General features: G+C 35.3%; 14 protein-coding genes. 10 read left to right on the top strand and 4 right to left on the bottom strand.

The annotated features are described in order from the left end of the window. The first annotated feature begins 174 nt into the window (after positions 1 to 174). Together FC72_RS04535 and FC72_RS04540 are read left to right on the top strand one after the other, a co-directional pair. Positions 175 to 1,119 carry a D-2-hydroxyacid dehydrogenase gene (locus FC72_RS04535; RefSeq protein ID WP_057765214.1) on the top strand — a complete coding sequence of 315 codons (945 nt, stop codon included), beginning with the start codon at positions 175 to 177 and terminating at the stop codon, positions 1,117 to 1,119. A 437-nt stretch (positions 1,120 to 1,556) separates the two neighbouring features. Next, the gene (locus FC72_RS04540) at positions 1,557 to 1,961 is read left to right on the top strand and encodes a hypothetical protein (protein ID WP_057765215.1); all 405 of its coding nucleotides are present in this window, start codon (positions 1,557 to 1,559) and stop codon (positions 1,959 to 1,961) included. A gap of 255 nt (positions 1,962 to 2,216) precedes the next feature. Here FC72_RS04540 and FC72_RS04545 read toward each other — a convergent pair whose 3' ends face one another. Together FC72_RS04545 and FC72_RS04550 are read right to left on the bottom strand one after the other, a co-directional pair. After that, on the bottom strand, positions 2,217 to 2,474 hold the full coding sequence (locus tag FC72_RS04545) for a hypothetical protein (protein WP_057765217.1): 258 nt from the start codon (positions 2,472 to 2,474) through the stop codon (positions 2,217 to 2,219). 6 nt (positions 2,475 to 2,480) lie between these two features. Then, complete coding sequence (locus FC72_RS04550; RefSeq protein ID WP_057765219.1) at positions 2,481 to 3,101, bottom strand: histidine phosphatase family protein; 621 nt, start codon at positions 3,099 to 3,101, stop codon at positions 2,481 to 2,483. A 274-nt stretch (positions 3,102 to 3,375) separates the two neighbouring features. On the opposite strand from FC72_RS04550, the gene serC reads away from it, so the two are divergent. The 8 genes from serC to FC72_RS11070 all read left to right on the top strand — a co-directional run bounded on the left by serC (position 3,376) and on the right by FC72_RS11070 (position 12,544). Then, on the top strand, positions 3,376 to 4,449 hold the full coding sequence (serC, locus tag FC72_RS04555; RefSeq protein WP_057765221.1) for a 3-phosphoserine/phosphohydroxythreonine transaminase: 1,074 nt from the start codon (positions 3,376 to 3,378) through the stop codon (positions 4,447 to 4,449). Continuing rightward, complete coding sequence (locus FC72_RS04560; protein WP_057765223.1) at positions 4,449 to 5,606, top strand: phosphoglycerate dehydrogenase; 1,158 nt, start codon at positions 4,449 to 4,451, stop codon at positions 5,604 to 5,606. Before serC ends, FC72_RS04560 begins: the two co-directional genes overlap by 1 nt. A gap of 54 nt (positions 5,607 to 5,660) precedes the next feature. Further along, complete coding sequence (locus FC72_RS04565) at positions 5,661 to 5,942, top strand: hypothetical protein (RefSeq protein ID WP_057765225.1); 282 nt, start codon at positions 5,661 to 5,663, stop codon at positions 5,940 to 5,942. A gap of 200 nt (positions 5,943 to 6,142) precedes the next feature. Beyond that, complete coding sequence (locus FC72_RS04570; protein WP_057765226.1) at positions 6,143 to 7,231, top strand: carbamoyl phosphate synthase small subunit; 1,089 nt, start codon at positions 6,143 to 6,145, stop codon at positions 7,229 to 7,231. After that, positions 7,224 to 10,376: a carbamoyl-phosphate synthase large subunit gene (gene carB, locus FC72_RS04575; RefSeq protein WP_057765228.1), complete on the top strand. Its 3,153-nt coding sequence runs from the start codon at positions 7,224 to 7,226 to the stop codon at positions 10,374 to 10,376. Before FC72_RS04570 ends, carB begins: the two co-directional genes overlap by 8 nt. A gap of 617 nt (positions 10,377 to 10,993) precedes the next feature. Continuing rightward, a complete protein-coding gene (locus FC72_RS04580; protein WP_057765230.1) occupies positions 10,994 to 11,248 on the top strand; it encodes a hypothetical protein in 255 nt (84 codons plus the stop codon). 347 nt (positions 11,249 to 11,595) lie between these two features. Next, entirely contained in the window at positions 11,596 to 12,348 is a 753-nt protein-coding gene (locus FC72_RS04585; RefSeq protein WP_057765232.1) for an alpha/beta fold hydrolase, read from the top strand. Between the two features lie 61 nt (positions 12,349 to 12,409). After that, positions 12,410 to 12,544: a hypothetical protein gene (locus tag FC72_RS11070; protein WP_268871654.1), complete on the top strand. Its 135-nt coding sequence runs from the start codon at positions 12,410 to 12,412 to the stop codon at positions 12,542 to 12,544. 121 nt (positions 12,545 to 12,665) lie between these two features. Here FC72_RS11070 and FC72_RS04590 read toward each other — a convergent pair whose 3' ends face one another. After that, positions 12,666 to 14,123: an o-succinylbenzoate--CoA ligase gene (locus FC72_RS04590; RefSeq protein WP_057765233.1), complete on the bottom strand. Its 1,458-nt coding sequence runs from the start codon at positions 14,121 to 14,123 to the stop codon at positions 12,666 to 12,668. Between the two features lie 15 nt (positions 14,124 to 14,138). After that, a complete protein-coding gene (gene menB, locus FC72_RS04595) occupies positions 14,139 to 14,954 on the bottom strand; it encodes a 1,4-dihydroxy-2-naphthoyl-CoA synthase (RefSeq protein ID WP_057765235.1) in 816 nt (271 codons plus the stop codon). Between the last annotated feature and the right edge of the window lie 25 nt (positions 14,955 to 14,979).

Below are 14,979 nucleotides of genomic sequence, written 5' to 3' on the forward strand. Positions count from 1 at the left end.
AAAAATTGCTCCGTAAGGGGCAATCGGTTTTATTAACATAATGAATGAAATAAAGCAAATATTTGAGTTACGCATTTTATTGTATCATACACCACCAAATGTTATAGACTGGTTATAGAAATAACCAATAAGTATTATCGTATTAAAAATATTCCTAAGAAGTGGGGAAGCATAATGAAAGTTTTAAGCTTAGTAGATCTAACAGATAAACAAAAACAAGAATTAGAGGAGATCAAAGGCGTTGACCTTAATGTTGTTTCCGCCAAAAGTGTGACCGCTGAAGATTTAAAGGGAGTAGAAGTTTTATTTGATTGGTCTAAGAAACTCCAAGATGACATTGTAAAAAGTGATACATTGAACTGGATTCAAACAATTCGTGCCGGAGTTGATGCATTACCATTGAGAGCTTTGGATGAAAAAGGAATTCTGCTATCAACCGGATCAGGTGCAAATTCAATCAATATCGCAGAACAAGCTTTAGCATACATGTTGATGTTTGAACGTAGTATGAATTTATCTACTTGGGATCAAACTAAAAAAGTTTGGCATCGTGAAAAGAAATATGATGAAGTTTACAACAAGACAGTTATGTTAGTCGGAGTAGGTCATATTGGAAGCCAACTAGCTCAATACGCCAAGGCCTTAGGAATGCATACAATTGGGGTAAGACATTCAGATAAATCGTTACCTAATATCGATAAAATGGTAGCAATGAAAGATATCGACAAACATCTAAAAGAAGCAGATTTTGTCGTAAATTCATTACCAGATACATCAGATACAGAAAAAATGTTTAATAAAGAATTTTTCCAAAAAATGGCTAAAACAGCCTACTTTATCAGTATTGGACGAGGTAAATCAACCGATACTAATGACTTAGTAGAAGCATTACAAACAAAAGAAATAGCCGGAGCCGGTTTAGACGTAGTAGATCCAGAACCATTAAATGAAGATAGTCCACTTTGGGACATGAAGAACGTTATCTTAACACCACATAATGCAGGAAGAAGCGTACATTATGAAGAAAGAGCCTTCAAGATCTTTAAAAAGAATTTGAAGTCATACATTGAAAATGGTGAAGTAGTTGAAAATTTGGTAAATTATAGTAAAGGTTACTAGAGAGCGCAGGGAGGACGTCCAGAACTCGAGCATTACCTAGGATAACGAGAATGGCGTATTGTGCCATACTCGCTATCCGTAGTAAGCACAGGGTTCTGTCCTCCCGGAGCTCGTTTCAGCATAGAGGGATTCAAAAAGAGACGCCCAGAACTTGAGCATTACCTAGACTAGTGATGGTGACAACGCAGTTGGCGCAATTACTAGGCGTAGTAAGCACAGAGTTCTATCCTCCCGGAGCTCGTTTATGTATAAGAGAGTATCAAAAGACGGTTAGCTTCTGAGCATTACCTAGATTAACGATGGTGCCAACAAAGTTGGTGCAATCGCTAATCGTAGTAAGCGCAGGAAGCTGTCTTTTGAGACTCGTTTCCAAAAGCAAAAAAATAAAAAAGCGAGACTGTAATAATGCAGTCTCGTTTTTAGTATAAGAGGTCATAATGAACCAAATTCTAGTAATACTAACATTCGTCTGGATGTTAGTTACAGCAGTATTTTTAGGATTAAGCTTAGTTCGCAGCCTATTAGAATTAAAATACGTAAGATTAGCGAAAAAAGAAGATCGACTAAATATGGACGAAGATTTGCAGGACAAATTCGTTAATGTACATCAATTTGCTGGAATATTAGTATCAATTTTAATAATGATAGTTTTTTCAGTTCAAATTGGACAAACATTCAATGCATCAGTCGAACAATCACTAGAAAATCTATTATCAGCTGGATACATTCAAAAAATCACATGGTTAATAGTATTTGTCTTCTACAATTTGTATGCGATCGTAGGCTCATATTATTTAATATTTCAGAATCGTTATTTGAGAAAAACATTTAAAAAGTCATAAAAAAACTGTCACGAAATTAAATCGTGACAGTTTTTTTATACAGAGTATGACATAAGATTAAAGTATATGAGCTGTAAGTAAAAAATTTAAGCCAGCTGTGGCAGTTATGTTAGAGCTTTAGCTCTTACATAACATGACGAATTTTTAAATTTGCGGTCTTTGCAAAGTTAAAAATCGAGGCTCAAGACCTTGGCTTGAGCCGTTCACACAGCCGGCTTAAATCTTTTTACTGGAAGCGGCATTCAAATCAGGAACTTAAACCTCAACAAAAACAGCCCGTTCATCATAACCATCCACATCAGTATCTAAAATAATATTAGGAGCAATATCAATAGCTCTCTGGTTACCCAAAACAGTAATTCTATTCAATCTAAAAATGTGATAAAGAATAGGTAAATAATCAGATGCGATACTAGAATCAACGATGATTTTTTCCAGTTCAGGCTCTAAAATGAGTTCTTTTGCATCTTCTAAAGATATATCACTATTAATTTGAAGAGTTTTTTCTGACATATTATCTTACGCTTTCTGACGATTATAATATTTCAAATAGTATTTGTGCTTCTTTCCTAAGACAATCAATTTACTGACGCTGGCATTATCTGGTTCAGGAATCATCATGGGGTCTTTAGGTTCAAATAAACCTAGCATTGCAGCTTTTATAGCGAATCCATGTGTTACTATCAATATTTTTTCGTCGGGATATTTTTTTGCAGTTTCAACTAAAAATTCTTTGACACGGCTGGAAACGTCTTCAAAAGTTTCACCGCGTGTAGCTCTTTTTACATAACTTGGTAAAACATCTTTTATATATTGGTCGAATAATTCGGGATAGGCGGCCTTTAAATCAGCATTTTTTAACCCATCCCATTGACCATATGAAATTTCTATCAATCGTTTATCAGTAGAGATAGGCAAATCGTAACCATCGTTCAAAATATCTGTTGTTTCTAAAGTTCTAAATAAAGGGCTACTGATTATTCGGTCGAACCCAGAAATATCAAAAGTTTTATGAAGATCACCAACTTGCTTTTTCCCTACGTCATTTAAATGGGTCATCTTGCTATTGATACTTCCTTGTTTGATTCCAGTGGCATTAGCGTTAGTTTGCCCATGTCTTACTAAATAAAATTCCGTCATGTAAATTCCTCTTTTTTCTATGGCTTGATATTGACACTTCAATTATTCATTGTTAAAATTCGTTTAAGTTAATTGGAGGTTTACTAATTATGTTAAAACAATTTCATTTTATCTTAATAAGCTCCTCCTTGTCTACATGGTTATCCGTGTAGGCCTATTTAGCGTTAAGCCACATGGATTTCAAGAAATTGAAACTGTGGGGCAATAAGTATACTGACGTAGTCCCCGCAGTTGTCTGTGGGGACTTTTTTTATTTTTGAAAGGGATGAAGAATATGTCAGTATATAATTTTGCAGCAGGTCCTGCCATGTTGCCAGCAAGTGTTATAAATCAAATAAAAAGTGATTTGCCATCATTTAATGATTCAGGTATGAGTGTGATGGAAATCTCTCATCGATCTGATCTCTTTGAAAAAATAATCAATGAGGCCAAAACTAATTTATTAGAATTACTGAATCTATCTGATGATTATGAAGTTTTATTTCTTCAAGGCGGTGCAACAACTCAATTTGCGGCCATTCCAATGAACATAGCAAAGACTAAACATATCGGACTTGTAGATACTGGACATTGGTCAATTAGAGCACAAGAAGAAGCAAAAAGAGCGGGTATTAAAGTTGATACGATTGCTTCATCTAAAACAGATCAATATCACAATATCCCTAATGTAAAACAACCGCAACAAGATTTAGATTATATTCATTTAACGACTAATAACACGATTGAAGGTACGGCCTACAATAAATTACCGAATTTAACTACTCCGTTAGTTTTAGATGTTTCTTCCAATTTTTTGGCACAGAGCTATCAATTTAAAAATGTCGATGTTATTTATGGGGGAGCCCAAAAAAATATAGGCATCGCAGGACTTACGATAGTCGCTGTTCGTAAAGATCTGATAACTGAAAATGACTTACCAGGTATGTGGAATTTCCAAATCTTATCTAAGAAGAACTCTATGCTAAATACACCGCCAGTGTTTGCAATTTATACAGCCAATTTAGTTTTAAAGTGGCTTAAGAACCTTGGTGGTGTTGCAGAAATAGAGAAGAGAAATCGTCAAAAGTCAGGCTTATTATACGACTTTTTGGATAACTCAAAACTATTTAATAATCCGGTGAAAAAGGATTCTCGTTCATTGACTAATATTGTTTTTAGTACGGGTAATGACGAGTTAGATAATAAGTTTATTGAGCAAGCTAAAGAGAATAATTTGGTTAATCTTAAAGGACATCGGCTAGTTGGTGGTATGCGAGCTAGTTTATACAATGCAATGCCTTATGAAGGTGCTGAAGCCTTAGTGGATTTTCTCGAAAAATTTGAAAGAGACAATTGGAGGACTAAATAATGTATCAAGTAAAAACATTTAATGCAATCGCTGATAAGGGTTTAAACACTTTTACAAATGACTATACGATCAATCAAGAAAAAAATCCTGACGCATATTTGATTCGTTCAGTAAATCTATTAAAGGTCCAGTTTCCAAAATCGTTAAAAGTTATCGCTAGAGCCGGAGCGGGAGTCAATAATATACCTCTAAAAGAAGCTACTGATGATGGAATAGCTGTTTTTAATACACCGGGAAGTAATGCTAATGCGGTTAAAGAGTTGGTTATTTCAATGATGATAGCAACATCTAGAAAAGTTTTTGCGGCTTATGATTATTCATATCAAAACATTCATGCTGACATTTCTAAGCAAGTTGAATACGATAAAGCAAAATTTAATGGGACAGAATTATTTGGAAAAAATATCCTAGTGATCGGACTTGGCAATGTTGGCTCTTTAGTAGCCAATGAGGCCGTTAATTTAGGAATGAATGTTAGTGGATATGATCCGTATTTATCGGCTGATTCAGCGTGGAAAATCAATAATAGGGTGCATCGTTTAACTAACCTATATCAAGCTTTGAAAAACGCCGACTATGTGACGATCCATGTTCCTAAAAATAAAGAGACAACAGGTCTTATCTCAACTAAAGAAATTGCCGCTATGAAAAATAATGCTATTTTGTTCAATTACTCGCGCTTAGGTATCGTTGATAATCAAGCAGTGGTTGATAACTTTAATAAGATTCAGTTTTACTGTACGGACTTTGGAGATGATGTGATCGCCAATAATAAAAAAGTTATCACAACACCACACATTGGTGGATCGACTATCGAGGCTGAAGACAATGGCGCTATTAAAGCAGCTAATACGATCATGAATTTTTTGGAAAACGGGGATACAGTCAACTCGATCAACTTACCAAGTATGAAATTACCCTTCAACGCACCTTATCGATTTACTATTATGCATCGAAATGTTCCCAATATGGTTGGGCAAATTACTACTTTTTTAGCTAACGCACATGTTAATATCAACAATATGGCTAATGCTGCTAAGAATGAAATTGCTTATACAATTATAGATGTTGATAATTTAAATTATGAAAAGCAACTTTTGCAGCAGATGGCAGAAATACCTGAAGTAAAGAGGGCACGATTGATAAACCATAGATAAAAAGTTATTTTTTCAACTGAGAATATGGTAAAACAGTCTCAAAGGGGCGAGTTTATGTATAAAGTTTTGATTGTATTACACGAAGGGAACGACTATATTCGCATGAATAAAGTTTTTGTTGAAAATATGCCCGTGGCAGGACAATATATTATTCATTCTGATGGATTGGCTTATTATGTGGAAGAAGTTACGACTTTTGTGGGGTATGTCAGCAGCAAAGGTGCTACAACTATTTTGGTCGTTCATCCGGCACCAAAGGATTCAGCGGTTAATAATTTGTACGGAATGGATATTGAAAAAGACTTAGATGATCCTGAGTATAATAAACACAATTAAATTTTTGCTATTTAATTAAAAGGACTTTATTACCTGATAATAAAGTCTTTTTTTATTAGTATAAAATTATAAAATTTAATAATATTATAAAAAAACTGTTTGAATTCTAAGCAAGTAGTTGTACAATCTTATCAATCACGGTTTAAATTAAAGAGTGATAAATCATTTTTAGGTCAATTTATTCAAGAAAGGGTGAAACAATGAAACGTTACTTGGTATTAGAAGATGGAAATATTTATTCCGGCCAAGCATTTGGTGCCGATACTAACGCATTCGGTGAATTAGTATTCAGCACAGGGATGTCTGGATATCAAGAATCAATCACAGATCAATCATATAATGGGGAGATTTTAATGTTCACCTTCCCACTAATCGGAAATTACGGTATCAACCGCGATGACTATGAATCAATAACCCCAACTTGCAAAGGTGTAGTAGTACATGAATTGGCCCGACGATCCAGTAACTGGAGAATGGATCTGTCATTAGATGATTATTTGAAGCAAAACAACATTCCTGGTATCAGCGGTATCGATACTAGAGCAGTCACACGACACATTCGTTCAAAAGGGGCTTTAAAAGCCGTTTTAGTAGATGAAATAACTGATACAACAGTTAGTGATCTAAAAAAAGCCAGCTTGCCTAAAGATGAGGTTGCTACAAGTACCACAAGTAAACCTTATTCTGTACCAGCAATCGGTAAGAAAATCGTGTTGGTAGATTTTGGACTAAAACTTTCTATTTTAAGAGAATTATCAGCTAGAAATTGTAACATCGTTGTTTTACCAGCAGATTCTAGCGCAGAAGATGTTCTCAGTCATGATCCAGATGGAGTCATGTTATCAAATGGACCTGGTGATCCAAAAGACGTTCCTACAGCATTAGATATGATTCGCGGTGTTGAAAAAGAAGTACCACTATTTGGAATTTGTCTTGGACATCAGCTGTTTGCTTTAGCAAATGGAGCTAATACATTCAAAATGAAATTCGGACATCGTGGATTCAATCATCCCGTCCGTGAACTCGCAACTGGTCGAATAGATTTTACTTCCCAAAACCACGGATATGCCGTTGATCGTGACTCATTAAAAGATACTGAATTAGAGGTAACTCATGAGGAGATCAATGATCAAACCGTTGAAGGGATAAAACATAAAATCTACCCGGCCTTTTCTGTACAGTACCATCCAGATGCAGCTCCTGGTCCTCACGATGCTGATTATTTATTTGATAGATTTATACAAATGATCGATGAAAATAAGGAAAAGGGGAAAGTTTCTCATGACTAAAAGAACTGATATACATAAAATCATGGTAATTGGCTCCGGTCCGATTATTATTGGTCAGGCTGCTGAATTTGATTATTCGGGGACACAAGCATGTATGGCCCTAAAAGAGCTTGGTTATGAAGTTGTTTTGGTCAACTCAAATCCAGCTACGATCATGACTGATAAAGAAATTGCCGATCAAGTTTACATTGAACCAATTACTTATCAATTTGTTTCTCAAATTTTAAGAAAAGAATTACCAGACGCAATTCTGCCAACACTAGGTGGACAACAAGGTTTGAATATGGCGATGGAACTTGCCAAGTCAGGAATTTTAGAAGACCTTGATATTGAATTGTTAGGAACAAAACTAGATGCGATCGACCAAGCAGAAGATCGTGAGAAGTTTAGAAGTTTAATGAATGAATTAAACGAACCAGTTCCTGAATCAGCAATCGTTAATGAGATGGAAGAAGCCGTTGAAGCTGGTAATAGAATCGGATATCCATTAATTGTCCGTCCAGCCTTTACCATGGGTGGAACAGGTGGCGGAATTGCCGATAATGAACAAGAACTACGTCGCATCGTTGACCGTGGTTTAACACTTTCACCAGTTACACAAGTTATGCTTGAACAAAGTATCGCCGGCTTTAAAGAAATCGAGTTTGAAGTTATGCGTGATGCAAATGATAATGCCATGGTTGTTTGTGGTATGGAAAACTTTGATCCAGTCGGGATTCATACTGGGGATTCAATTGTTTATGCACCAATTCAAACTTTGAGTGATCGTGAATTTCAAATGCTTAGAGACGTTGCTCTAAAAATTATTCGTGCTCTTAAAATCGAAGGTGGCTGTAACGTACAGTTGGCACTTGATCCTAAGAGTTTCAAGTATTTTGTTATCGAAGTAAATCCTCGTGTCAGTCGTTCTAGTGCTTTGGCTTCTAAAGCAACAGGTTATCCAATCGCTAAAGTAGCCGCAAAAATTGCTATCGGATTAACTCTAGATGAGATCATCAATCCAGTTACTGGAACAACTTATGCTGAATTTGAACCAGCTCTTGATTATGTCGTTTGCAAAATTCCTAGATGGCCATTTGATAAATTTACTAAAGCAGACCGTTTATTAGGAACACAAATGAAGGCAACAGGTGAAGTTATGGCAATTGGCCGTAATATCGAAGAAGCTACCTTAAAAGCTGTTCGTTCACTTGAGATCGGCTTAAATTACATTGATGAACCGAAACTTCATCAAATTTCAGATGCTGATTTAGAAGAAGGTTTAGTTGAAGCTAAAGATGATCGTCTGTTTTATCTAGCAGAGGCAATTAGAAGAGGAATGACGATTGAAGAATTAGCTGATAAGACAAAGATAAACTTATTCTTCTTAGATAAATTACTTCATATAATTGAAATTGAAGACGAATTAAAAAATAATGTTGATGATTCTGAATTGCTCTTAGAAGCTAAGAAAAATGGCTTTTCTGATGCAACGATCGCAGAAATTTGGAATCAGACTGAGGACCAAGTTCGTAAATTCAGAACTGATAATAAATTACTACCAGTTTATAAGATGGTTGATACTTGTGCTGGTGAATTTGATTCAGAAACACCATACTTTTATGGAACTTATGAAACAGAAAATGAAAGTATTGTCAGCAATAAGCCATCTATCTTAGTCATTGGATCTGGTCCTATCAGAATTGGACAAGGTGTGGAGTTTGATTATGCTACAGTTCATTCTGTTAAGGCTATCCAAAAAGCTGGTTATGAAGCAATTATCATGAATAGTAATCCTGAAACAGTCTCAACTGATTTTTCAGTTTCAGATAAATTGTATTTTGAACCACTAACTTTGGAAGATGTTTTGAATGTAATTGAGTTAGAAAAACCAGAAGGCGTTATTTTACAATTTGGTGGTCAAACTGCTATCAACTTGGCTGAACCATTATTGGCTCATGGGGTAAAGGTTCTTGGTACAAGTGTTGAAGATATTAATCGTGCTGAAGATCGTGATGAATTTGAGAAAGTCATCAATAAAGCTAATATCGCTCATCCACAAGGAGATACAGCTGATAATGCTGAAGATGCACTTGTTATTGCTGATAAAGTTGGTTATCCGGTTTTAGTACGTCCTAGTTATGTATTGGGTGGACGTGCTATGGAAATCATTCATCATAAAGAAGATCTTGATTACTATATGCATAATGCCGTTAAAGCTTCACACGATCATCCAGTTTTAGTTGATCATTACTTAATAGGTAAAGAATGTGAAGTCGATGCGATCTGTGATGGAAAAGATGTTTTGATTCCAGGTATTATGGAACATATAGAACGTGCAGGTGTGCATTCAGGGGATTCCATGTCAGTGTACCCAACACAACATTTCTCAGATGCCATCTGTGATCAGATCGTTCATTATACTAAATTGTTAGCTAAAGACCTCAATTGTATCGGTATGATGAATATTCAGTTCGTAGTTCATGAAGAAAAAGTTTATGTCATTGAAGTAAATCCTCGTGCCAGTCGTACAGTTCCGTTCTTAAGTAAGGTAACTGATATCCCAATGGCACAAGTTGCCACAAATGTTATTCTTGGAAACTCACTTCATGACCAAGGTTACCAATATGGATTGAAGCCTGTTGGTGAATTAGTTCACGTGAAAGCACCGGTCTTTTCATTCTCAAAATTGAATGGTGTAGACCCATTATTAGGACCTGAAATGAAGTCGACAGGTGAGGTTATGGGGACAGATAAAACATTTGAAAAAGCACTTTATAAGGCTTTCGAAGGTGCTAAATTACACGTCCCAGATCACGGTAAAGTCTTGATTACAACTAAGGATTCAGACGTAAAAGAAGGTTATCAAGTTGCAAAGAGATTCCGTGACTTAGGATTTTTGATCTTGGCAACCGGCCATACCGCTGACTATCTGATGTCTGAAGGTTTAAATGTTAAAAAACTTGAACCTAAGGAATTGCACCAGATGATGCTTGACAAAAATATAGACGTTGTTATCAATACTGTGATCGATGATAAAGATCATGGAGAATATGTCAGAACTTTGGCAATCGCTCATGGAGTAACACTATTCACAGCTATTGATACAGTTTATGGGATGCTTGATGTCCTAGAATCACAATCTTTTTACACTAAAGCTCTTTAGTAAAAAAATAAAAAGTTCAAAATCAATTTCAGATTTTGAACTTTTTTTATTGAATATTTTTAATATATTTTTTTGATAGAGAGGTATACCAATTGATTTTTGCTATTACTAGGTTTTTTGTCCAAATTTTGGTTTAAAACCGGTTATTTATTTTAAGATAAAAAAAATAAAGGCCTACCACTAGCCTTTATTGCGAGAGATCCAGAGCCTACCACAAACTCTGTTTACAAGCAGTTGAGAAGGAGTACTACATGTAACAATAACAAGAAGTTAGGTTCATATTTCCCGCCTATATAAACCATCTTCATTATAAAGCTTTACTTATGTTTTTTCCACACTTTGTGAAAAAACATTTTAATTAAAATCAATAACAGAATATTGCAACTAATAGGAACTTAAGCGCTATCAATATATAATATCATGGTTTTATCGATAAGTTTTTTCTGAAGTAAAAATGCTATAAATGCCTATATCATTGCAATATGTCAATTTCAAACAATCCAATTTTATAATTCTGGTTATAAATATCCTGAATAATGTTAGATAATCATTGCAGATAGAAAAAATATTCTAATTATGAATTGAAGGCGGTATGAGTCTTGGAGGAATTTAAAAGTATGTCTATAAAGAGCGACGATGTTGTTCGCAAATTAGAAGAATCTGTTGGGACTTTTAACATCAATTCAGAAGAAGTTCTAATTGAACTGGTTATGAGTTATATATTTAAAATGAATAAACAAGTTGACTGGCAAATGCCACTAACAAATTTACGCAGTGATTTAGTCTACTATTCTTTACAAACGGACGATCAAAATAAGCGTGATGTTGAGGAATTGTTGTTTAAGATCAATTATCTTTTGAATTGTAAATAGATTCTCGAATTATTTAGAGAGTGGGACAAAACATGTTCAGCTTTCGAGCATTAAGGCAAATAGCGCCAGTAATCCGAATTTGGATTGCTGGCGCTATTTGATTTAAGCGGAAAAAGCTATGTTTTATTCCACGTTTATGCTGCATATTTGAAGATAATAATAGTTTTGTTCCAAACTCTTTTATGGCCTAAACGTGTAACATAAGGCTGCAACCTCCACATAGTTACGAACCACAAATGATTGATAGTACCAATCATTCGTGATTCTAGACTATGTTCCGGTGGCAAACCGCCTTTTGTCACACTCTTTTTTTTGCGCCATGATATTATATTTATGAGGTGAAATTGATGGTTAAAATTTATCAAAGAAACTTTCAGGATGTTCCGGTACTTGAAGTAGTTGAGGAAGAGTATCGCTACAAAAAAGTTCCGTTAGTTGTGTTTTATCATGGTTGGCGTTCTGAAAAAGAATTAGTATTAACGCAAGCTAGAAAATTAGCTGCTAAACATATCAGAGTGGTTTTACCAGATGCTATGAATCATGGTAAAAGATTGGAGGATGTTTCCTCGATTCCTTCATTTACTTTTTGGAATAGTATTCAAGGCAATTTATCTGAGTTTGAGTTGATCGTAGGCTTTTATCAAAAGAGAGACTTGATAAAAGATGGAAAAATTGGAGTTGGTGGATACTCTATGGGTGGAATGACTACAGGTGCCTTGATGACACAACACCCAGAGATCACCGCTGCCACAATTATTATGGGAACACCTAATTTGAATGCCTATGCCAAATTAGTTAGATATCATGCTAAAAATCATGGCATCTATGTACCTAGAGATATGAAGATGCTAACAAGTTGGATCGATAATTATGATTTGAACTTGCAACCAGAAAAAATCAATAAACGTCCGCTACTGTTTTGGCACGGTACCGTTGATGAGCGTATTCCTTATGAGGAGTCCAAAGATTTCTTTGATAAAATTCAAGGGAATGATTACGCTGAGCAAGTGGCTTTTATTACTGGTTACAAAGCTGGCCATTTGGTAGAGCCACCATTGATGGATAAAATCGCTAACTTTTTTGAGTATTATTTGTGGTAGATAGGTTTTGATTGTAAGTATAAAAGATTAATACATGCTAAAAAAATGAGGAAAACGTTTAATGACTCCAAAGGATACGGATAAAAAAGATTCTAAAAAGTTAACAGAAGCAACCAAAGATATTCCGGTTAAAGAACTAAATAGTCGAAAAGATGTTGAAGATTGGTTAAAGGAGACATCAGAAGACGATGAATAAAAATAATATTGTTATATTATATGTGATAAAACATATTTTTAGTTTAAGCAAAATAAATAGGCAATCCAATTTTGGATTGTCTATTTATTTCTTTTTCCACAGATATAAATCCGTCAAAATTCTAAATCAGTTTATAAGGTAGATCATATATTTTACGACGTAAAACTTTTCCACTGGATGTTTGTGGGAAATGATCTACTTGTCTGAATTCCTTAGGTACTTTGTAATGTGCCATGTGGTCACGACCGTAATCGATCAAGTCTTGACCTGTTAAATAAGCCTTTTCATCCAGAATTACATAGGCAATAGGGACTTGTCCCCAGGTTTCATTACGTTTGCCGATTATCAGCATTCCTAAGATACCTTTTATTTTGCTATAAATATTTTCCACTTCTTCTGGATAAATATTTTCTCCACCGGAAATTATCATATCGTCTTTGCGACCTTTAACGAATAAGAAACCTTCATCGTCAATAAAGCCGATATCACCGGTACGAAAGTAATTGTCTTTAGTCATTCTTTGCCTGAATAATTCAGGCATATTGAGATAACTTTTGGCCACATTAGGAGCTTTGACTTCGATTTCTCCGATACCTTCGTTATTTTTTTGAGTGATCCTCAATTGAACGGGGAATAATGCCTGTCCAGATGAGCCAACTTTTCTTTGAGCGTCGCGATTATTTAAAGCAACGACGTTAGATGCAGTTTCTGTCATGCCATAACTTTGAATAACAGGAATTGCCAGCATATTACAACGCAAAAGTGTCCAATTATCGATTGGGCCACCACCTAGTAAAACACAGCGGAAATTGCTGTTGTATTTTTGTTTTGGAGCCAAATTGTTTAATAGCCGTTTCAACATTGTTGGTACAAGTGAAATAATCGAGGCGCGCTCATTGATAAGTATTTTATTGATATAGGTTTCATCAAATTTTGGTATTAGATAAACGCCAATACCATAGATGAGAGAACGCATAGCAATCGATAATCCAGAAATGTGAAATAGCGGAACAGCCAAAACCCATGAATCACGGTAATTTATTCCTAGATTTAAAGAAGTACCGATTGCAGAATAAAAGTGATTACCAAAGGTTTGTAACACACCTTTAGGGCGTCCAGAAGTTCCAGATGTATACATAATAGAAGTAACATCGTCGTTATTAAATTCTTCCACAGGTTGATAACTTTTATCATTAACTAATGACAAAGTTTTGGAGATACGCACTTGTGGATAATCTATTTGTTCGATTTCTGACAAGTCTGCATTATCATCTTTTAAGCAAAATTTGGCATTTGAATCTCTAAGTTGAAAGACTAATTCATCTTTTGATAAGCGAGTGTTTAAAAAAACAATTTCAGCACCAATTTGTTGTAAGGCTAATATAGCAATATAACCGTTAAAACTATTAGTAATAAAAATAGCGATTCGGTCATGTTGCTTTACGCCGTATGTTGATAGCTTGCTGGCATATAATTGAACACTATCATCTAATTCTTTAAAGGTGAAATCAGAATGTTCTAGGATCAATGCCGTTTTTTTAGGATTAAGCTGAGCTTGTTTTTTTAACCAATTTTCCAAAGTTCATTTTCCTTTCTAGGGGAATTTAGGGAACTTGTCGAAATCTGGGTCACGTTTCTCTAAAAAGGCGTCGCGACCTTCTTTTCCTTCGTCAGTTGTGTAGAATAACATTGTTGAATCGCCAGCCATTTGTTGTAATCCAGCGATCCCGTCAGTATCTGCATTCATAGCTGCTTTGATAAAACGAATAGCAGTAGGTGATTTCTTCAAGATCTCGTTACACCATTCAATAGTAACCTTTTCTACATCTGCTAGGGGAACAACTTTGTTGATCCAACCCATTTGAAAGGCTTCTTCAGCAGAATAGTCTTTACACATGAACCAAACTTCTTTGGCACGTTTATGTCCGATAACACGAGCTAAGTAAGCTGAACCGTAACCGGCGTCAAAGCTACCTACTTTAGGTCCAGTCTGCATAAATTTGGCATTATCAGCGGCAATAGTTAAATCACAAACTAGTTGTAAAATATTTCCACCACCAACAGACCAGCCACGAACCATGGCGATAACTGGTTTAGGTATAATACGGATCAAGTGTTGTAAGTCCAAAACGTTCAATCTGGCAATATGGTCAGGGCCAACATAGCCACCGTTTCCACGAACACTTTGGTCTCCACCGGAACAAAAGGCTAAGTCTCCTTGTCCAGTTAAAATAATAGCGCCAATTGAAGCGTCATCACGGCAATAATTGAAAGCCTCAATCATTTCCTGTACAGTGACAGGTGTAAAGGCGTTACGCTTTTCAGGACGATTGATGGTGATTTTTGCAATTTTGTCCATTCGTTCAAAAAGAATTTCTTTGTATTCTTTAATTGGTTCCCATTTACTCATTAAAATAACCTCCGAGGTGTTAAGT

It is taken from the genome of Companilactobacillus tucceti DSM 20183 (genome assembly GCF_001434665.1).
GTDB lineage: Bacteria > Bacillota > Bacilli > Lactobacillales > Lactobacillaceae > Companilactobacillus > Companilactobacillus tucceti.